The 20,481-nt window shown below is 43.9% G+C and carries 16 protein-coding genes; 5 read left to right on the forward strand and 11 right to left on the reverse strand.

Annotated features, from left to right (window positions below; translation table 11 throughout):
- The coding region (locus Q5691_RS17425; RefSeq protein WP_445305834.1) for a sulfotransferase family 2 domain-containing protein at nucleotides 1–2,072 on the reverse strand (2,072 nt) is incomplete at its 3' end.
- Between the two features lie 494 nt (nucleotides 2,073–2,566).
- On the opposite strand from Q5691_RS17425, the gene Q5691_RS17430 reads away from it, so the two are divergent.
- Nucleotides 2,567–5,767 carry a tetratricopeptide repeat protein gene (locus Q5691_RS17430; protein WP_333345888.1) on the forward strand — a complete coding sequence of 1,067 codons (3,201 nt, stop codon included), beginning with the start codon at nucleotides 2,567–2,569 and terminating at the stop codon, nucleotides 5,765–5,767.
- A gap of 74 nt (nucleotides 5,768–5,841) precedes the next feature.
- Here Q5691_RS17430 and Q5691_RS17435 read toward each other — a convergent pair whose 3' ends face one another.
- The 10 genes from Q5691_RS17435 to nadD form a co-directional block, all read right to left on the reverse strand.
- Entirely contained in the window at nucleotides 5,842–6,606 is a 765-nt protein-coding gene (locus Q5691_RS17435) for a CmcI family methyltransferase (RefSeq protein ID WP_333345891.1), read from the reverse strand.
- A 3-nt stretch (nucleotides 6,607–6,609) separates the two neighbouring features.
- The gene (locus tag Q5691_RS17440) at nucleotides 6,610–7,686 is read right to left on the reverse strand and encodes a class I SAM-dependent methyltransferase (protein WP_333345894.1); all 1,077 of its coding nucleotides are present in this window, start codon (nucleotides 7,684–7,686) and stop codon (nucleotides 6,610–6,612) included.
- Between the two features lie 142 nt (nucleotides 7,687–7,828).
- Complete coding sequence (locus Q5691_RS17445) at nucleotides 7,829–8,755, reverse strand: NAD(P)-dependent oxidoreductase (RefSeq protein ID WP_333345897.1); 927 nt, start codon at nucleotides 8,753–8,755, stop codon at nucleotides 7,829–7,831.
- Nucleotides 8,752–9,285: a dTDP-4-dehydrorhamnose 3,5-epimerase gene (gene rfbC / locus Q5691_RS17450; RefSeq protein ID WP_333345900.1), complete on the reverse strand. Its 534-nt coding sequence runs from the start codon at nucleotides 9,283–9,285 to the stop codon at nucleotides 8,752–8,754. The genes Q5691_RS17445 and rfbC overlap by 4 nt, the downstream gene beginning before the upstream one ends.
- Nucleotides 9,282–10,514 (reverse strand): class I SAM-dependent methyltransferase, encoded by a 1,233-nt coding sequence (locus Q5691_RS17455; protein WP_333345903.1) that lies wholly within the window; start codon nucleotides 10,512–10,514, stop codon nucleotides 9,282–9,284. Before Q5691_RS17455 ends, rfbC begins: the two co-directional genes overlap by 4 nt.
- Nucleotides 10,515–10,581: 67 nt before the next feature.
- The gene (locus tag Q5691_RS17460; RefSeq protein ID WP_333345905.1) at nucleotides 10,582–11,580 is read right to left on the reverse strand and encodes a GDP-mannose 4,6-dehydratase; all 999 of its coding nucleotides are present in this window, start codon (nucleotides 11,578–11,580) and stop codon (nucleotides 10,582–10,584) included.
- Nucleotides 11,577–12,353 (reverse strand): glucose-1-phosphate cytidylyltransferase, encoded by a 777-nt coding sequence (rfbF, locus tag Q5691_RS17465; RefSeq protein WP_333345908.1) that lies wholly within the window; start codon nucleotides 12,351–12,353, stop codon nucleotides 11,577–11,579. The genes Q5691_RS17460 and rfbF overlap by 4 nt, the downstream gene beginning before the upstream one ends.
- Nucleotides 12,354–12,443: 90 nt before the next feature.
- On the reverse strand, nucleotides 12,444–13,403 hold the full coding sequence (locus tag Q5691_RS17470; RefSeq protein ID WP_333345911.1) for a GDP-mannose 4,6-dehydratase: 960 nt from the start codon (nucleotides 13,401–13,403) through the stop codon (nucleotides 12,444–12,446).
- A gap of 421 nt (nucleotides 13,404–13,824) precedes the next feature.
- Complete coding sequence (locus tag Q5691_RS17475) at nucleotides 13,825–14,844, reverse strand: type I glyceraldehyde-3-phosphate dehydrogenase (protein WP_333212976.1); 1,020 nt, start codon at nucleotides 14,842–14,844, stop codon at nucleotides 13,825–13,827.
- A gap of 191 nt (nucleotides 14,845–15,035) precedes the next feature.
- Entirely contained in the window at nucleotides 15,036–15,752 is a 717-nt protein-coding gene (gene nadD / locus Q5691_RS17480; RefSeq protein ID WP_333212975.1) for a nicotinate (nicotinamide) nucleotide adenylyltransferase, read from the reverse strand.
- Nucleotides 15,753–16,713: 961 nt separating this feature from the next.
- Here nadD and murC point away from each other — a divergent pair.
- The 4 genes from murC to Q5691_RS17500 all read left to right on the forward strand — a co-directional run bounded on the left by murC (nucleotide 16,714) and on the right by Q5691_RS17500 (nucleotide 20,481).
- Nucleotides 16,714–18,270: a UDP-N-acetylmuramate--L-alanine ligase gene (gene murC, locus Q5691_RS17485; protein WP_333212974.1), complete on the forward strand. Its 1,557-nt coding sequence runs from the start codon at nucleotides 16,714–16,716 to the stop codon at nucleotides 18,268–18,270.
- A gap of 150 nt (nucleotides 18,271–18,420) precedes the next feature.
- The gene (gene murB / locus Q5691_RS17490; RefSeq protein ID WP_333057143.1) at nucleotides 18,421–19,377 is read left to right on the forward strand and encodes a UDP-N-acetylmuramate dehydrogenase; all 957 of its coding nucleotides are present in this window, start codon (nucleotides 18,421–18,423) and stop codon (nucleotides 19,375–19,377) included.
- Between the two features lie 62 nt (nucleotides 19,378–19,439).
- Nucleotides 19,440–19,790, forward strand: coding sequence for a YbaB/EbfC family nucleoid-associated protein (locus Q5691_RS17495; RefSeq protein ID WP_006634273.1), 351 nt, complete (start codon nucleotides 19,440–19,442; stop codon nucleotides 19,788–19,790).
- 190 nt (nucleotides 19,791–19,980) lie between these two features.
- Nucleotides 19,981–20,481 (forward strand): low molecular weight protein-tyrosine-phosphatase, encoded by a 501-nt coding sequence (locus Q5691_RS17500; protein ID WP_333212973.1) that lies wholly within the window; start codon nucleotides 19,981–19,983, stop codon nucleotides 20,479–20,481.

Below are 20,481 nucleotides of genomic sequence, written 5' to 3' on the forward strand. Positions count from 1 at the left end.
TCTCCCTGAGTCTGGTGCAGTTGAGTCTGAGATTGCTCTAACTCTCCCTGAGTCTGGTGCAGTTGAGTCTGAGATTGCTCTAACTCTCCCTGAGTCTGGTGCAGTTGAGTCTGAGATTGCTCTAACTCTCCCTGAGTCTGGTGCAGTTGAGTCTGAGATTGTGCCAATACTGCTTGAGTTTGGTGCAGTTGAGACTGAGATTGTGCCAATTCCGTGTGAGTTTGGTGCAGTTGAGACTGAGATTGCTCCAATTCACCCTGAGTCTGGTGCAGTTGAGACTGAGATTGCTCCAATTCCGTCTGAGTTTGGTGCAGTTGAGACTGAGATTGTTCCAATTCACCCTGAGTCTGGTGCAGTTGAGACTGAGATTGTTCCAGTTCACCCTGAGTCTGGTGCAGTTGCAACTGCGATTGTGCCAATTGACTCTGTGCTTGATGCAATTGCGACTGAGATTGCTCCAATTCATCCTGAATCTGGTGCAGTTGCAACTGCGATTGTGCCCGTTGACTCCGTTCTTGATGCAATTGCAACTGAGACTGTTCACTAAGTTGCAGAAGCTGGTGGAATCCACCTAATTCATTCCTACGCTTTGCTCGCAAGTTCAGACCCTCTTGATAGAGTTCCATATCGAGACTATTACTCTGTGCTAACTTCTTGACAATTTCGTTATCATCTAATATTTTTCGTAATTGAATATCATAATCAGGAAATGTATTAGCATTACTAAAAAAAGCGCTAAAATCACTCCACCCCATCATCGTTTTTAAGTCTTCTAAGTCTGACTGGAAAAACTCGTGAATTCCGACAAAGTAAAAATTACTCAACTGATTTTTCCCAATATAGTTAGCTACTATATTTCGCACCCCAGGAAGATTGGCAAACTCTACGATTCCCAAGAACTCCATATTGCGTGGAATACCAACCTTTTGCATCCGCCAAAAAAAGTAATTTGATATTAATCGAATTACAGGGTTTCTCAACCAGATTACTTTTTTAGCATTATGAAAATAGCCTTTGTACTTGTCTAAGGCAAAGTGACCATGAATAACTTTAATGTTTGCTGGTAAAGCAGATGGTTTAATTTGACTTTCGGGAACATTCTCATTATCACTGAAAACAGCTTCTGTACCATAAACATGACTTAAAACTTGATAAAATGTTGTTCCTGCTGTTTTGGGTACATGAACCGATATTATTTCCACCTTCGCCTGAGTTTGATACTCTGGCTGGTTGTATTGCTCTAAATCTGTCTGAGTAGGGTGTAATTGCGCCTTGTCTTGAGCCAATTTCACCCGATTTTCATATGGCCTATTGTAAAACAAAGGGGTAGGATCGATATTTAAGTCTAAATGAAAATCGTTGGAAACCTTACAAAGCTCTATAACAGCAATCGCATTTGCAAAGGGGAAAGGATTGTTGTACTCTACATTACTAAGTTCTATCTCTTCTATTTCTTCCCAAAGCATTTTGACGCTATCCTTTGTGGGATCTCTATTAATTAATCTTAAGAAACTTGTACGGATGGCTTCTTGAGGAATTCCATATTTTTTTAATAGTGCCAGATACTGCGCGCTGAACTGAATGTACCATCCTCCATCCGTAAGGACTCCAAAGGGAACTGTAATCAATGCTTTTCCCTCAATAGTCAGCAAATCGTATATCTTCGCGATTGCCTTCAGTGGAGCTTCCCGATCACCAATTTCTGTAGACTCACCGTAAGCACCGAACGGAGCAAGTCCCTGACCTATATGTTCTACGGTAGAGATTGAAACTATAGCATCATATTTTTCCTCGGATTCAAGTGTCATTAAATCTTCGTTATCCACACCTATATCTATTTCAAATTTGTCTATAATTCTTCTTTTAATAACCCCCATCTTTTCGCCGAGTGAGCTTTCATAGCGCGAAAGTACGTTCCCCACTTCTAGAACACGGTCTGAATTTGGGAGATTAATCAGAAAGTTAAACCCAATCGAAACTTCAACCGCTCTTTCCGACGGATTGTTATACGGTATGCGATTGTAATATAACTCTTTTCCTTTAAATAAAAATGTTTTTTTCCAGTTTGTCATTTTAGTCCCTCCTTAACGGCAATTAGTTCAACCACAATAATACCTATATACCTCTATGAATTTTGTTGAAACAAATGTTTTCCTGTAAGATATTTCATCTACTATCATCTGCACGACTTGGTGCATTTTGTACTTCGTCTCCTAATTTTTCGTTGTTATTGGCTAGATTGCCTCGACCCAAGGGAAGTTGCGTCAGTGGGGACTGACTGGTAGCGCTCGCAAAATGTTCCCCATGTCAACCGTAAATCCTCAATTCAGTATTTTACTGTGTTTGAGTAGGGTCAGGTCAGTCCAGTGAGTTCTTGTTGGCGTTGCTTAATTAGGGTATGAAAAAAATAACTTGAAAATCCCGAAGTTGTGTGGATATTGGTTTCTATGACTTGCATATTTCGCCTTTCATACCCTAAATCAGCAATGGCAGTTCTTGTTTTGCTCGCACACTTAAGTTAAAATCAACTACGTTGCAAGTTTATCACAAGTGGCACTTATTCAAAATGAATGCAGAGAAAACGGCTGTAACCCATATCCACGAAGGAGATCATTTTCTAGAGTCGGGCAATTTAGACGAAGCGATCGCGGCTTACCGCCATGCGATTGAGTTAAATCCTGACATTTCTTGGTCTTACCACCAATTAGGGCAAGCCCTGACTCAGCAAGGCAAGCTGGAGGAAGCGATCGCGGCTTACCACCGTGCCATTGAGCTAAATCCTGATCTCTCTGGGTCTCACCACAATTTAGGGGAATCTCTCGTAAAACTCGGTCAATTCGAGGAAGCGATCGCAGCTTTCCGTCGCTCTATAGAACTCAAGCCGGATTTTTCTTGGTCTTATCATCACTTGGGAGATGCTCTAGCTCAGCAACTGCAACCCGAGGAGGCCGCAGCGGCTTTCCGTAAAGCCATTGAACTCAATCGGCAACATTTCGGTTCTTACTGCGGATTGGGGCAGAATTTGGTGAAACTGGGCCGGTTAGATGAGGCGATTGTTGCTTATGAGCAAGCCATAAAGCTAAATCCAGATGCCGATTGGATTCATTATCGCCTGGGCGAGGTGCTGCAACAGCGAACTCTGTTAGATTTGGAGGGGGCGATCGTTTCTTACCGTCGAGCCATTGAGCTAAATCCCGATGATGTGCAAGCATACCGCAAGCTCCTAGAAATTCAGCCAGATAACTGGGAAGTTTGGTTGCAGTTAGGGAAGCTATTGATAAAACTTGAGCAGGGGGAAGAGGCGATAACCTCCTATCGTCGCGCCTGCCAATTGAATCCAGAATCTTTTGAGGCTCATTTTCAATTAGGTAAAACTTACTTATCAACTAAATTTCACTTGGCATCTCTACTTTTCGATTCTAATTATGAGCAAACTATAGTCAATAAACTACAACAAAATAATCCACCAGAAGTTGAACCCAATCGAAGCAAAAACGATGAAGAATTTGTACAAGTAACTAAACACCTTAGCAATGAAGATTTTATCATAGAGGTGTATCGCGTCTACTTAAAGCGTCATCCTGCGCCTGTCGAAGTACAACACTGGAATAATGCTATTTGTAAGGGTTGTATTCGTCTAGGTTTAGTCAATAATTTCACGCAGTCCCCTGAGTACAAGCACAAATCAAGTAGTAGCCTATTATTGGAACAAGAAATTGCCTACTGGAGATATATGGAAAACTTTTTTGAAGAGATCGAAGACGTTACTACCATTTTTAGGCGTGCAGTTGAATTAAACCAAAATTCTTATGAAGCTCATTACTATTTAGCGAAATTACTAAAAAAACAGCGTTATCACAATGAAGCCAATGTAGTGTGCCGACAAATTATTAAGCTGGGAACACTGCTAGGACATGAAAACAAGATGGATCTAGCTATCGACTGCTATCAAAAGGCGGTAGAGATTGAGAATTTAGATCGACAGATGATTTTAGAGGCTAATGATTTAGCCATTTTATTGATAAAGCTAGGACAAATTCAGGTGGTACTAGATTGCTATCAAAATAGTTTTAAAAATATTTCTGATGGCAGGAAATATTTTTATAATATAGCTAGCCAGTTATCACAGCTTGGTTTGATGAATGAGGCTGTGATTTTTTTTGAACAGGCACTACAGACACAAATTGATAAATCATATCTATACGAAAGTCTATGGAAGGGATTAAATCAACTAGATACACTTGATAAAACTAATCCAAATTATTCAATAGAAATTAGCTTACAAGAAGTAGATGAATATTTCAGGGAGACAAGCAAGTATAAAGTTATTAACATTGGTGCTTTGGCTGAGGAAGACATTAATTTTTTACAAAGGGCTAGATTGCCAGTAATTAATCTCCATTTAATAGCAAATCAACAGGATTGTTTTACTGAGCAGATATATGCTCATAAATTTGGTTTTCACAAGGTATCACAGCCAGAAAAAATCAAACCTCCTGTTTTCCCTTATGAAAAAAACATCGTAGAGACTGGTTATATTTATTGTGTATGTCCTTTTAGTGGTGAAATTTTGAGATCTAATCAATCTTTCCTAATTCCTGGGAGTCACAGAGAGGTTTTTGCTTACCGTTTTGTAGGGAAAGAGGTATTTTACTTGCTGACAGGTTGTCAAAGAGGTGATAAAATAGGCATTTACATTCCTAACCTAGATATGCTTATTAGATTCGGGGGGGAAGCATCACTATATGTAGGTACTCAAAATATAAATCACTTAAAGGCTTATCTAGTTAGTTGTTGGTCGTCGGTAAAATCTTACTTATCCAGTCCCCGTAGAAAAATGACTTTAGTGGTTGGTTTTCATACTAATATTGGACATCATATTTGGGATGAATTGACGGGTATTGAGTATTTGTGTAAGCGTGAAATTGTTGATAATTATGATTTTTTCGTTGGTGGCTATGAATACTTTAGTATTGAGCATCTTTTTCCAGAAATTCCTTTAAATTCTATTACTCATTATGATGATGTTATTCCACATCAAGACACCTATAGTGTTTTCAAAACCATTGTCGAAAAAAATCATTTTGTATTTAGGCTAGGCACAGGGTTTATGGATGATAATTTATTTAACAGGATAAAGCGATCATCAATTCAAAGGTGTTCTCAGGAGTTTTTGAAGCAAGTGAAAGAGATTCAAGAAAGACATTTTCCTGTTATTTTGATACAAATTCGCGCTCACTCTCGAATATGGCTCAATCAAGTAGAAGGCATAGCCAGTATTATTAATAACCTGTATTTAGATTATCCGAATTTAGCAGTTGTCTTTGATGGTTGGTCTTTGACAGGAAAGGAAGATGCTTCTAGCGGGAGTTGGTCAGCCATTGAAAAAGAAAAAAAATTGATGGCAGAAATACTAGATATGATACCATCTGACCTCAAAGTATATAGTTCTATCGGTTCCACAGTTGACGAAACAGTTGCTTGGACTTTGAATGTAGATTTGCATATATCACCCCTTGGAGCAGGAACAACTTTCACCGCATGGATAGCTCATAAGCCTGGTGTGTTACATGCACATACTAAAGGTATTGCTGCTTGGGGAAAAATGTATCTGAACCAACAAAATCACCCACACATTGAAACTTTTCAGTCACAAGTATTGATTCCAGATGATAGTGTAGAAAATTTTGAAAACTTTAACTATAAATGTGATTGGCGAGCAATTTACAATGAAGTTATTAAGATAATCAAGGAGTTGAGGAAGTAAATAAATAGTTTTAACACTGAAAAATAAGGCTGGAAAAAGAAAAGCTCCCCTTCACAAACTAGGGGAACTTTTAGCTATACTCGCTTTAACCACGCCCCAGGCCAATGAGTTACATTCTCCGTCAAATCGCTCTCGCTAAACGGCCATTTAGGCTGCTCCAGCACAAACTCAGGATGCAGCTCCGCAAACTCAGCCGCGGCTGCTGTAGGATGATCCCAAGTCCATTCAGGATTTCCCCTCGGCACATCATACAAATCCTTCATAATCCCATCGGTGGCAATTATATAGGAGCCTGGTGTTACAAAACTACAATAAGCCTCTAACTCGTCAGCAACGTGCTGTTTTGTGTGACACGAGTCAAGAATCACCAAGACAGTCTCCCCTAGAGTTACCAGTTTTTTCACCTGCTCTACAATACTGATATCTGTAGAACTGCCTTCCACTAAAGTAATGAACGATGACAGTTCATGTTCCTCTATAGCCTTGCGATTGTGGGGGCGAATTTCAATATCAACTCCTACAACCCTACCCTTGCCTATTGCTTTAAAAAGGCTAGCATAATAAATCAGCGAGCCACCATGAGCCACCCCGGTTTCAATAATTACATCCGGTTTAACCTGATAGATAACTTCCTGAATGCGAATCAAATCTTCAGGGAGTTGCAGCAAAGGGCGACCAAACCAACTAAATGTGTAAGAATATTTCTGATTCCATCCAACTTTAACCCACTGAAGCGATATCAGTTCAAAAGCCTCTTTTGTGTAAAGGTCTAATACCTGCTTCTGGTGATCGATCTCACAAGTGAGTGTTTTTTCAGCCGTATCAATTGTCAATTTCATAACTTACTCCACTAATAGGTCAATGTTTAAATTGGATGCCTTTAATAATACTAGGTTTTCTTGATAATAATTCGGGTTCATCAAGATAGCAGTTGTAATTCCTCGAACGGCTATATCCTGATAGCTGACAATCGGGTGAGCAGTGCCAGGGATATATTTACCTTGTTTATTAGGGTTCAGGTCAATAATGCAGTCAATCCATTTACGATCTGGATCGATCGTGTTAGCAAAAGTTACACCTTTAGCTCCAGCCCCCCACAGAGCCACTTTTCCTTGGCTAGCTAATTCTTGAATCTTAATTTCCCACTTGCTAATCAGTTCACGTTCTGATGTCGCAAACTGGTTAGCTAAAATTGAAATGAATCCGGGCTTTTTCGTAACCGCAGGTTTTTGGGCAGGAATAGTAGCTTCTAACCATAGATATTGCCCTTCAAATATATGCTCTACGCTCTCAACCTGAAAACCCGCTACTTCAAAAGCCGTCGCTAGAGACTCTGCCGTAAAGTAGGAACAGTGTTCGTAGAAAAAATCCCATATTACTTGATTGCGGAGTATCCACTCGACGCAGGGCGTTTCAAAGAAAACGCGAGCTTGGGGAGAATGAACCAAAGCTTGTCGGACAGAAAAGAGTAAGCTCAAAGGATCGGGAATATGTTCGATCGCGTGACGACAAACAACTACATCAGCATGAATATTAGCACACTCTGAGTCATAGTAACGCTTCTCAAACTTCAGGCGACCGTCAAAAATAGTTTCTGCCCCGACATAACTTGGGTCAAATCCATAACCAGTATTTCCCCATTCCTCTGATTCTACTAGCTTCCTTAAAAATGAACCCTTGCCACAGCCAACTTCTACAACCGAGCAATTTTGAACATTTTTATCATAGATTAGAGAGCGCGCAAGTTCGCAAATATAACTCTCAAAAGATGGCGAATAAGTCTGGGTATTATCATACTCCTTTCCATAGCTTAACTTGGAACCATCAAAATCCTGATTAAAAATAAATCCACAGTCTTCACAAACTGCTAGAGTTAGATTGCCGCGATTTATTTGTCTAGCAGATATTATATCTGCCATCACTAAGTTTTGGTGGACGGGTACGCTACCTCTAACCAAAAAGGGGGCTATTAAGTTAGAATTGCAAACAGGGCATCTCTGCATACTTAAGATCCATTTACGGCGAAATATTTATAGTTTTTTGATCTTTTAGCATCACTTTTTACTCAATTTTTAATCCTGTATAATTTGAATTATTCCACCAGATTATAGCTTGCCTTAATCCCATTTCCAAATTAACTTTTGGCAGCCAGCCTACCTCATTCGATAAACGAGTCACATCAGCCACTAACAAAGGCGCTTCTTTCGCGGCAGACGCAATAGCACCTAACTGCACTAAATCCGATCGCCCGATTACATCCGATATTTTATAGACCACATCTTTAATCGCGATCGGCTGTCCCGATCCAATATTAACAGCACCCGTCACCTCACTCTCCAACAGAGCCACAAAAGCATCAGCAACATCCTGTACATACAGAAAATCCCGGATTTGATTACCGTGAGAGCAGCGAGCAGGCTCTCCCTTTAACAGAGAAAGAATCACTGAAGAAACCAGCCGATTTGGATACTCGTAAGCACCGTATGGAAAGAAAATACGTCCCCAAGCAATGCTGAGACTTGTCGTCTCCGAATAGCAATTCACCATTTCCTGCAAAGCTTTTTTACAAATACCGTAAGGAGTATCTGGATTTCTCGGCGTTACAAATTCCGAGCAATAACCATAATTCCAATCATACTCGGCGCAGGTTCCACCTATCACAGCCCGATAGCCACCTTGCTCTCGAAATTGCCTCAATAATTCCAAACTTGCCTGCACCCACAAAAAGTTATCTTCAGATTTCCCATATTGACCGGGTACAGTATAACACCAGGCAAAGTGCAACAAATGTGTTGGCTTGACTTTACAAACTAGCTCTTTAATGGATGTATGATCTAACAAATTTGCCAGATGCCACGTACAGTCAGAAATTAAAGTCGGCAAAGTCTTAGAAGCTACAGCATGAACCTCGAACCCCCGTTCCACCAGAGTCTTGATCGAGTGTCGGCCAACAAAACCCCCTGCCCCCGTAACCAGGACTTTTTTCATAGCACAAAATCGGGGAAATTGCGATCTTTTTCCGAAATTACACGCTGAGATATCTCCGGCCACTCAATACTAAAAGTTGGATCATCCCACCGCACTCCCCTTGCTAATTCAGAATAATAAAATTCCGACATCTGGTAAAAAACCTCAGTATTATCTGCCAAAGTTTGACAGCCATGAGCCATCCCTTCAGGAATATATATCATCTTACGATTTTCGGAGTTTAGCTCGATCGCAAACCACTCTTTAAAAGTAGGAGAATCGGGACGCAAATCTATAATTACATCATAAATTCCCCCTTTGATACATTTAACCAACTTCGCTTCCTCGTGAGGTGTAGCCTGGTAGTGCATCCCCCGCAAAGTACCTTTCTTCAGGTTAAAAGAAATATTGCACTGCACTAGGTTAGGATTCAAACCATGTTCTGCAAACTCCTTTTGACACCAACTGCGGGCAAAAAATCCCCTCTCATCTGCTATGGGTTCTACCTCAATAACATAAACTCCCTTAAGCTTTGTTTCAGTAAACTTCACCCTATCACCTCCACTTGAGGAACCAGCACCACAAACTTACCTCCCCACTCGCGGATATAATCCATCTGACTTACTATCTCATCTTTAATGTTCCAAGGCAAGATCGCCAAATAATCTGGCTTAGTCTCCCGAATTTTGTCTGGATGATATATCGGAATCTGAGTCCCAGGCAAAAACAAACCTTGCTTGTGCGGGCTTAAATCGACCGTATAATCAATCAAATCCGTGCGGATACCGCAATAATTCAGCAGCGTATTAGCCTTCGCCGGCGCACCGTAGCCGGCAATTGATTTGCCCTGGTTTTTGGCATCAATTAGGAAACTGAGCATTTGGCGCTTCGTAGACTTAACCTGTTCGCCAAATCCTACATAAATTTCAATCTGATTTAGCCCTGCTTGCACTTCCTTAGCTTTCAGTTGGGAAATGCGATCGCCAACTGCTATACTCTCAAAATCCTCATGCCTCCCGTAAATCCGCAGAGAACCGCCGTGGGTCGGTAATTCCTCCACATCAAACAAAGTTAAACCGTGACTTGCAAAAACTTTCTCAACCGTCAACAGCGAAAAATAAGAGAAATGCTCGTGGTAAATCGTGTCAAACAGATTGTCTTGAATTAATTGCAATATATGAGGAAACTCCATTGTCAAGACGCCGTTTGGTTTCAGGAGAATTTTCATTCCCGCCACAAAATCATTCAAGTCAGGCACATGGGCCAACACATTATTTCCCAGCAACAAATCTGCCTGTTTGCCTTGTGAAACCAACTCTTTAGCCGTTTGAACACCAAAAAACTTGACTAAAGTGGGAATCCCTTTTTCCTCAGCCACCTTAGCTACATTTGCAGCAGGTTCAATCCCCAATACGGGAATTCCTTTCTGGTGAAAATACTGGAGTAAATACCCATCATTGCTAGCGAGTTCAATTACCTGACTGGTTTCGTCAAATCCAAAGCGCTCCACCATCAAATCAGTGTATTTCTGAGCATGGCGCAACCAAGAGTCTGAATAGGAAGAAAAATAAGCATAATCGCTAAAGATGCTATCCGGGGATTCAAACTCTTCTAACTGCACTAAAAAACAATTAGCACAGACATAAGTATGAAGCGGATAAAATTTCTCTGCACAATTCAGATGCTCTTGAGACAGAAAAGCATTCGCCAGCGGCGACATCCCCAAATTTACAAAAGTATGCTCCAATGCGTGACTGCAAAAACGACATTTAGATGGCACAGAATTAGACCCCTTGACTATCAAATAAGAGAAATAAAATTAAAACCAGAGTCATAGAAATCCTCCATCACACGCTGATGACACAGGTATTTTCCTCTTTCAAAAAGTTTGTATACCATTCAATTGTTTCTTTCAACCCTTCTTCTAGAGGATACTTAGACTCCCAACCGAGCATTTTTCGCGCTTTATCTGCTGAGAGATACTGATGTTTGATTTCATTCTTAGCCCGATTCAATACGACAGGCTCTAAATGAGTCTTGTCCATCAATTCCAAAACCTTATCTACCATGCCCCGCACTGAAATTTGCAATTCGTTGCTGAAATTAAATGCCTCTCCCAAAATTTCTTTCCTGTCCATTTGTTCTGCCAAATGGAGATAAGCTAAAACCCCATCTTTCGCATAGAAATAGTCCCGGATAAAAGTGCCATCACTGCGGATGACTACCGGCTTGTCTCGTAATGCCGATCTAATTGTAGAGGGAACTATCCTATTAAAATTTAAGTCTCCGCCTCCGTAAAAGTTCCCACAGCGAGTAATGCAAACCGGCAAACCATAGGTAACATAATAAGTCCGACTGATTAAATCAGCACAGCTTTTAGAAACATCATAAGGGTGTTCTCCTTGCAGGGGGGTTGTTTCGCTATAAGGCAACACAAGCTGGTCTCCATAAGCTTTATCGCTGGATGCTATGACAATTCGACTCACACCTCCAACCCGGCGACAAGCTTCTAGAATATTCCAAGTGCCTTTAATATTCGTTTCAAAAGTTGCCAGAGGCTCTCTATTTGCAACTCCCACAATTGTCTGAGCTGCTAGGTGAAACACCGTATCTACTTCATACTCATTAATCGCTCGTTCTACCGTTGGCAAATCTTCGACACAACCGCGAACGGTATTAATTTGCCGATACCACTCTCCAGCATAAAGTCGGGATTGGGGAACCAAGTCACGGACTAATCCCGTTACCAAAGCTCCTCTTTCCAGCAACTCAGCTACTAACCAGTTACCCAAAAGACCTGTGCAACCTGTCACCAATACCGATCGATCGCGCCAAAATTCACTCATTCCCACACCCTCCAAGGAGCCTCTCCATTATCCCAAAGTTCGTTCAAATATTTATACTCGCGGTAAGTATCCATCGCAAAAAAGAAACCTTCGTGGCGGTACGCCATCAATTGTCCCTGGGCCGCTAACTGCTCTAGTGGCTCTCGCTCAAAAAAACAATCATCCCCGCTCAAAGCCTCAAATATGCTGCGGTGAAGTACCAAAAATCCTGCACTAGCCCAGCCATCTATTTGAGGTTTTTCCGTAAATTCCAGAACTTTGCCTTGGCTGTCCACATCTAAAATACCATATCGGGATATCGGACGAACTGTACTAACAGTTGCCAGCTTACCATGAGCCTTATGAAAATCCACCAAAGCTCCAATATCGATATCCGCAACTCCATCACCGTATGTCACCATAAAGGTATCATCAGTAATGTATTTCTCCACACGTTTCACCCGTCCCCCAGTCATAGTGTCCGAGCCAGTTTCTGCCAGTGTCACCTTAAAATCTTGTTCTTTATGATCCTCGTGATAAGTAATGCAATTCTGGCGACCCAAGCAAATAGTAAAATCATTATTCATAGCTTCATAATTGAGGAAATACTCCTTAATCATGTTGCCTTTGTAGCCCAAACACACAATAAAGTCCCGGAAACCGTAATGGGCATAGGTCTTCATAATGTGCCATAGAATTGGATACCCCCCCACATCTACTAGGGGCTTAGGACGAAATTCTGTTTCTTCTCGGAGACGTGTCCCCAAACCGCCGGCTAATAAAACTACTTGCATTGTTTCACATCTTGAAAAGGGTACACAACCGCTGATAATTCACAACAGGTATTTATTGCAAACAAAGAGCTATATTTTCTGAAAAAATCCTCACACCTTACCCATCCTCGCTTCCACCATCATCCGCACCACATCGGGCATTTTATATTTGGCCTCCCATCCCAACTTTTGCTTCGCCTTACCGGGATTTCCCCTCCCAACTGCAATCTCCGTCGGTCTGTAAAGACTCGCATCGGTTACTAAATGTTCCTGCCAATCCAAACCAGCAGAAACAAACGCTGTCTGCACAAACTCCTCCAAAGGATAACTTACACCCGTGGCAATTACATAATCGTCCGGTTCTTTCTGCTGCAACATTAAATACATCGCCTCCACATATTCCGGCGCCCAACCCCAGTCCCGCTGCACTGAAATATTTCCCAAATGCAGTTTTTCGGAACTACCTGCCGCAATTCTGCACACAACAGATACAATCTTTTGGGTAACAAACCTCTCCGGCCGCAGCGAGGACTCGTGATTGAACAGAATACCAGAACAGGCAAACAAATTGTACGCTTCCCGATAATTCGCTACTTCCCAAAATGCCGTTGCTTTTGCCACGGCGTAGGGACTTCTGGGGCGAAAAGGCGTATTTTCATCCGCTGCACTGCCTCCGGTATCCCCAAAACATTCGCTGGAACTGGCGTTGTAAAGTTTGATTTTTCCCCCTGTAAACCGAATTGCTTCTAAGAGATTCAATGTGCCTGTGGCAATGCTTTCGAGGGTTTCTACGGGCTGTTCAAAAGACAGACCGACGGAACTTTGACCTGCTAGATTGTACACCTCATCTGGCTCTATTTTGGCAAGCACTTGCAAGACGCTGCGAAAATCGTTAAGAGACATGGATTCTAGTTTTACTCTGTCTCGGATGCCCAAACGGGCCAGGTTTCCGAAACTAGACATTTGGGCGTCCCTGGAGGTGCCGCAAACTTCATAACCTCGATCAAGTAACAGTTTAGCTAAATAAGCTCCGTCCTGACCTGATATACCGCTAATTAACGCTTTTTTCATATCACATTTTGCTTTCAAAGCTATACCGTAGCTCTTGCTATTTTTCCAGGTTTTTAACTTTTTTAGTCGGAATTTTTGTTATTTTTAATATTTGGGATTTTCCGAGGAATTACCAGAGCAAGTTTAAGCGCTTACTAAAAACAAACAACAAATTTATCATCAAACAGACCCAAAAGCCCGATCGAAGTATGATTGCAAAAAGTTCGATAGATAGCTGGGAGTAGCAGCATAAGCATATAGTAGGGACGGCAGTGCCTTGTCCCTACTATATTTCATCTTCTACTCGTCGCCAACTATCGACTGCCAAAAGTCTCTACCGCTCGAAAACAGAAATAACCAGTCAGCTAGAAATCGACTCAAAAGTACAAAATGTCAGCATTTTTCACCTTCTGCCGAATGACTAATGCCTTCTACCTTCGGATTAAGCTTCCCAACGTTCGGCGACCAATTCAGCCAAGTCAACCACCCGCTGACTGTAGCCCCACTCATTGTCGTACCAAGCCAAAACCTTTACCATATCGCCATCCATCACCAGCGTTAAGCTGGAATCCAGAATCGAAGAAGCATCACTTCCGCGATAGTCGCATGAAACTAAAGGCAAATCGTTGTACTCCAAAATCCCTTTCATGGAGCCTTCGGCAGCTTCTTTGAACACTTGATTTACTTGCTCGGTAAAAGTCTTTTTCTCTACCTGAGCCACAAAATCAACTACGGACACATTGGGAGTCGGCACGCGCATGGCAATACCATTTAACTTGCCCTTCAATTCTGGAATCACCAAAGCCACAGCTTGGGCTGCTCCGGTAGAAGTCGGCACAATATTCATTGCTGCCGCCCGGGCCCGCCGCAAGTCGCGGTGGCTGGCATCCAGCAAGCGCTGGTCGCCAGTATAGCTGTGGGTAGTGGTCATCATGCCTTTGACGATGCCAAAATTTTCGTGAAGCACTTTCAGTACAGGAGCCAGACAGTTGGTAGTACAGCTAGCATTGCTGATGACAGTGTAGTCACTGTGCTTGTAGTTGTGGTGGTTGACTCCCATCACATAAGTGCCAACTTCAGAACCCTTGCCGGGAGCGGTAATTAGCACTTTTTTAGCGCCGGCAGTGATATGCTTCGATGCACCAGCTTGGTCAACGAAGACACCGGTCGATTCAATAATCAGATCAATACCCCAATCTTTCCAAGGCAAGTTTAGCGGGTTGCGATCGCTCACGCATTTAACTGTCTTGCCGTTGAGAGTAATGGAGTTTTCATCCGCACTGATGTCCACATTCTTCAACGTTCCCATCATGGAATCGTATCTCAGCAAGTGAGCATTACTTCTGGGATCGGAAGTGTCATTAATAGCTACCAACTCTAGCTGGCTGTTTTCTCTGCCCAGCCAGCAGCGCGCAAAACTGCGCCCGATACGTCCAAAACCATTGATCGCGACTCGAATCACTTTAGTACCTCCTAACGATGGCAGCCCTTAGCTCAGGCTTAAATTTTGGAAAAATTTAAGAATTGACTTATGAGACAAGATCATATCGCAAAGGTCGATCCTTTCTAACTTTTTGTGTCGATCAAAAAAGCTTGAACTTTTCTAGAAGGCTGAAATTGCAAGGCAGAAGGCATTAGGCTTTCTGCCGCTGGTTACTGGTAAAGCTGATGGGCAGCAATATAAGTTTGTACAACTTCCGGGACTAAGTAGCGGAGGTTGCGACTTTCGGCGCAGCAGCGGCGGATGTGGCTCGACGAAATCTCGATCGCAGCCATGGACAGCACCTCCCAGCGAATTTTCACGTCCAGAAGAGCCATTTGTTCGGCAACTCGTCGGCCCACAGCATTTGCCTGAACCTGCATCCTGTCTCCCCCGGAATCGATGGGTTTTCCACTCGGACAATCTCCCCACTCTGACAGTTCCCCAATCTCCCCGCTTTCTGATGTCTCTCGATCTCCCTGAGTCGGACGCGGGGCCACCAACCAGTCGCACAACCCGGCAATTTCGCCGCACCGGTACCATTTGGGGAGAGTAAGGAGTGCGTCACTACCAATAATCCAGTACCAGCGATGATCGCCGGGATACAATTTTTGCAAATACAGCAAGGTGTCGATCGCAAAACAACTGCCTCTGGGATTGGCCGACCGCGGCGAAATTAGGAAGTCAGGCCGATCGGCGATTGCCAAAGCCAGCATTTCCCGCCGCCGCTCAAAACTTGCCAAATCCGGGCGCTCTTTGTGAGGAGGAGAGCGATCCGGTACCCAAATGATTCGATCGAGAGCAAATTGACTCGCAGCCGTCTCGGCTACCAACACGTGACCCCAGTGAACCGGGTCAAAAGTCCCCCCCAAAATCGCTATTTTCCCCATATTTCCCCAAAATCAGGATTAATACAGACATCGCGCCACTTTTATGTTTATACACTTTTAACCATAAGCTCGTTTATTAGAAAACCCTCGCTTCACATCGGGGACAAACCCCTGGACGACGCTAGTTTCAACGATCGCCCTGGACGCTGAAACCGGTTTTTTCAACCCCCTTAATTCGTTCCAACCTTCAATAAGACTTAAAAAACCATGTTTCAGCGTCGGATTGGGTGCGGGACTGGATGATTAACCTTGCCAATATTAATCCCAACTTGTTTTGAGTGCGCGATCGACCGCCTGAGCATTCGTTTGTGGGCGACCGAAAAAGTTTTGAGGGTAGATATACTTAGCGCAGTGGTAAAAATTTTAAGGACTGCCAAAAGCGTCGATCGGCTTCTCTATCAAACCAATGATTTGGTTTGATCTATGGCTTTGCGACTATTTCGACTAACTGCATACCTTGTATATATACAATAAAGTAAGAATATATACTATAGCTGCGCTCGTGTCAATCTCTGACTTTCAAGAAAAAATGACCGTACAACTAGATAAATGACTACAAAATGAGCGAAATTTTGTTGTTCGTGGTAGTGTTTGTAAATCCTTATGGGTTTTACCCTCAATCTTGGTAGAAAGGTTGTGGGGCTTTTGCTGCCGTATCCCAGCACAGCAGGCGGATCGAAATAGAAAGAATGCAGGAGTATGCAATCACCCAAAATTAGTCTATTGACCCCGACCCCAGACCCCGTTTTCTGTTACCTGCAATTTTCGAGCTGTGACTGTTCCGGAAAACTACTCGGTACTAAGTCATATAGGATACAAGACAAACATCTCTACAAGTCCCGCAAATCTAGGGACGCGCAGAGAATTTTGTACAAAATCTCTAGCGAACTGTATCCTGAAAAAACAATTCTTGATATGATATCGCGTGTTATTGGCGTGGTGTGGTGTGTGAGGAGCAAAGATGCCGAGTTCTGTTGATTTTAGCGGTAGACCATTTCATTTCATCGGCATTGGTGGGATTGGGATGTCAGCCCTTGCCTACATTCTAGCTAAACGCAAGTTGCCTGTGTACGGCTCCGACATTAAATCGAGTCACATAACCGAGCGCTTGCAAGGAATGGGAGCTCATATTTTTTGGAGTCAAGACGCCAGCAATTTTGAACTATTTCAAACGGCCCTTAACGGTAGCAGTCCCGACTGCGGGCAACAGGAAAGGGCAGTATCCTCGATAGTCGGGGGTACGGTAGGGACTTCTGTCGCGACAGCCGAAGCTCTCCAATTGAACGGCAACGGTTCAAGCGCCCAAGCAATTCCGGGATTGCCTCAAGTAGTATGTTCGACGGCTATTCACCCAGCCAATGCCGAATATCGAGCTGCTTTAGATTTGGGCTGTCCGATTTTTCATCGATCGGATGTGTTGGCAGCGTTAATTCAAGATTATCAAAGCATAGCCGTAGCCGGTACTCATGGCAAAACTACTACTAGCAGCTTAATCGGCTTCATGCTGATGGCGGCGGGTCTAGACCCGACGATCGTAGTAGGAGGCGAGGTAAATGCTTGGGAAGGCAATGCCCGTTTGGGGGAAGGGCCCTACTTAGTGGCCGAGGCTGATGAATCCGACGGTTCTCTCGTTAAGCTGGTAGCCAAAATTGGCATAGTGACGAATGTGGAACTGGATCATCCAGACCATTACGATACCCTTGACCAGGTAATAGACACATTTAAGGTGTTTGCCCAAAACTGTCAAACCTTGGTGGGCTGCATTGACGATCAAATCGTCAAAGATTCCCTTCAGCCTCATGTCAGCTACAGCTTGCAGCCGGACAGCGGTGCTGACTACACGGCTTCGGACGTGGAGTACGGAGCAGAAAGCACCAAGGCCCGGATTTGGGAGCGAGGAACTTTCCTAGGGGAAATGGAGTTGAAGTTGCTGGGCACACACAATCTCAGCAATGCACTAGCTGCGGTAGCAGTGGGCCGATTGTTGGGGTTAGAGTTTTCGGCCATTGCCAAAGCGATTGCTGGCTTTGAAGGAGCTCGCCGCCGTTTTGAGGTGCGGGGTTTTCACAATGACATCCTGTTTGTGGACGACTACGCTCACCATCCTAGCGAAATTCGTGTCACCTTGGCGGCGGCTCGCTTGCGGATCGAAGGTAGCGAAAAAAATCCCAAATCCCGAAGAGTGGTTGCAATTTTTCAACCCCACCGTTACAGCCGGACTCTGACATTTTTGCCAGAATTTGCTCAATCTTTTGGGGATGCTGATTTGGTTGTGGCTTGCGATATTTATAGTGCTGGGGAACCAAATTTAGGAGAAATTAGCGGGCAGCAAGTTGCTGATTTGATTGCTAAAGAAGGCCGAGATGTTGAGTTTGCGCCTTCCCTAGAGTCAGTCACTAAGTTTTTAACCAAAAATCTGCAACCGGGGGATTTGGCTCTGTTTTTGGGCGCTGGTAATCTGAATCAGATTATTCCAGAGGTTATGGCTTTTTATCAACAAGCCGATCGCCCCGATTAGCTCGCGAACTGAGTAGAGTTGATCGACATTATGGCGTGGCACGTTGTGCCGAAACTTCTGTCGGACGGCTCGCTCAAAGCGGCCACATAAGTTAGCTAAACGAATTTTCAACCACGTCTTCGAGCGAAGGTATTTTTAAGGATTTTCAAGATGGTGACTATCTCGAATGACTCCTCTGTTAAGGACAATCGGCGAGTGTATTCTCCTATTTCTTTGCGGGGAACTGATTGCAAGATTAATTCCCAAGTTTCCCTGGCGGGCCTGACTTCGTTCCGAGTCGGCGGCCCTGCCGAGTGGTACGTTGCTCCCCGCAGTATGGAGGCTTTGCAAGCGAGTTTTGCCTGGGCACACGATGAAGGAGTGCCGGTGACTCTGCTGGGTGCGGGTTCTAATTTGTTGGTGAGCGATCGGGGTTTGTCCGGTTTGGTCGTCGGCACTCGCTACCTGAAACAGGTGAATTTTAATCCAGAAACAGGTCAAGTGACAGCGGGGGCGGGAGAGTCAATTCCCCGCCTCGCTTGGTTGGCGGCTAAACGGGGCTGGAAAGGTCTAGAATGGGCCGTCGGCATACCCGGTACGGTGGGAGGGGCTGTGGTCATGAATGCAGGCGCTCACAGAGGCTGTACTGCTGATATTCTGGTCAACGCTCGCGTCCTATCCCCTGGTGGTAAGGTGGAAATTCTGACTCCCCAAGAGTTGGAGTACCGCTACCGGACTTCGGTGCTGCAAGGGGGCGATCGGCTAGTAACAGAAGCGACTTTCCAGTTACAGCCGGGATTTGACCGATCGCAAGTAATGGCAGAAACTAATGACCATTTCAGCCAGCGACGGACAACTCAACCTTATCACTTACCGAGCTGTGGCTCAGTCTTCCGTAACCCAGGCCCCAAGACGGCCGGTTGGTTCATCGAACAAGCGGGGCTGAAGGGATATCAGATCGGCGGCGCACAAGTAGCTCAGCGCCATGCTAATTTTATTCTTAACTGCGGGTCGGCAACAGCCAATGATATTTTTCAAGTGATCCGCCACGTTCAACAGCAAGTCGAGCAGCGGTGGTCGCTGTTGTTGGAGCCAGAAGTTAGAATACTGGGAGAGTTTCCCTTCTAAGGCATCATTGAAGTAATACGGAAACGGCAGACTGCCAACCCACACACCATCAAAAAGTAGTTATGACAAAATCAGGACAAGGATTTGGCTTCGGCCTGGGAAAAATGAAAGAACTGACTGAAGCTTTCAAAAAAGCTCAGCAGGTTCAAGAAGGAGCTAAAAAGCTCCAAGAAGAGTTGGATGTAATGGAAATTGAGGGAACAGCCGGCGGCGGCTTGGTCAAGGTTTTTCTCAGTGGCAACCAAGAACCCCGCCGCGTGGAAATCTCACCGGATGCCCTCGGTGAAGGTGCTGATGTGGTTTCTGAACTCGTCACGGTGGCGATGCAGGATGCTTACGCTAAGTCTACGATGACGATGCGGGAGAAAATGGAAGAACTCACCGGTGGACTAAATCTCCCCGGTTTCGGTTAGTCATTAGTCATTAGTCATTAGTCAATTGTTGACTGTTGACTGTTGACTGATTGATTAAACTTTCTGGAAAACCGCTCTAGTAAGGTGCGTCGCTGCTCCATGTTCGATGGAACTTGCAGATTGACTCTGAAAGCGACGTACCCTACAAATTAGCACTGTTGACTGTTGACTGACTAATAACTAATGACTAATGACTAAATTATTGTTTGTCTGCCTCGGAAATATCTGCCGATCGCCCTCAGCAGAAAATATTATGAATCACTTAATTAAAGAAGCTGGTTTGAGCGATCGCATCACCTGCGATTCTGCCGGAACTGCTAGCTATCACATTGGCAGCCCCCCTGACAGGCGGATGGCATTGGCGGCGAGGAAGCGAGACATTGAATTGCTAGGCGAAGCCCGCCAATTTTCCAAAAACGATTTTGAAAAGTTTGATTTGATTCTGGCCATGGATCGAGAAAATTATCGCAATATTCTTGCCCTGGATGCGGCTGGAAAGTATAAAGATAAAGTGCGGCTGATGTGCGATTTTTGCCAGAAATACGACCTTAAAGAAGTGCCAGATCCTTACTACGGTGGCCCGGAGGGATTCGATCGAGTAATTGATTTGCTGCACGATGCTTGCGAGGGTTTGTTGGAGTACGTTGTCAGTCAAGAAAAATTAACAGTTGGCGGTCAGCAATCAATTTAA

This window comes from Microcoleus sp. w1-18aA5 (assembly GCF_036701705.1).
GTDB lineage: Bacteria > Cyanobacteriota > Cyanobacteriia > Cyanobacteriales > Microcoleaceae > Microcoleus.

Bases quoted from the DNA above. Each gene is read 5' to 3' on its own strand.
- Q5691_RS17430 (WP_333345888.1), top strand. From the start codon at position 2,567: ATGAATGCAGAGAAAACGGCTGTAACCCATATCCACGAAGGAGATCAT.
- Q5691_RS17440 (WP_333345894.1), bottom strand. From the start codon at position 7,686: ATGGCAGATATAATATCTGCTAGACAAATAAATCGCGGCAATCTAACT.
- Q5691_RS17500 (WP_333212973.1), top strand. From the start codon at position 19,981: ATGACTAAATTATTGTTTGTCTGCCTCGGAAATATCTGCCGATCGCCC.
- Q5691_RS17435 (WP_333345891.1), bottom strand. From the start codon at position 6,606: ATGAAATTGACAATTGATACGGCTGAAAAAACACTCACTTGTGAGATC.
- Q5691_RS17445 (WP_333345897.1), bottom strand. From the start codon at position 8,755: ATGAAAAAAGTCCTGGTTACGGGGGCAGGGGGTTTTGTTGGCCGACAC.
- murB (WP_333057143.1), top strand. From the start codon at position 18,421: ATGGTGACTATCTCGAATGACTCCTCTGTTAAGGACAATCGGCGAGTG.
- nadD (WP_333212975.1), bottom strand. From the start codon at position 15,752: ATGGGGAAAATAGCGATTTTGGGGGGGACTTTTGACCCGGTTCACTGG.
- Q5691_RS17495 (WP_006634273.1), top strand. From the start codon at position 19,440: ATGACAAAATCAGGACAAGGATTTGGCTTCGGCCTGGGAAAAATGAAA.
- Q5691_RS17470 (WP_333345911.1), bottom strand. From the start codon at position 13,403: ATGAAAAAAGCGTTAATTAGCGGTATATCAGGTCAGGACGGAGCTTAT.
- murC (WP_333212974.1), top strand. From the start codon at position 16,714: ATGCCGAGTTCTGTTGATTTTAGCGGTAGACCATTTCATTTCATCGGC.
- rfbF (WP_333345908.1), bottom strand. From the start codon at position 12,353: ATGCAAGTAGTTTTATTAGCCGGCGGTTTGGGGACACGTCTCCGAGAA.
- Q5691_RS17460 (WP_333345905.1), bottom strand. From the start codon at position 11,580: ATGAGTGAATTTTGGCGCGATCGATCGGTATTGGTGACAGGTTGCACA.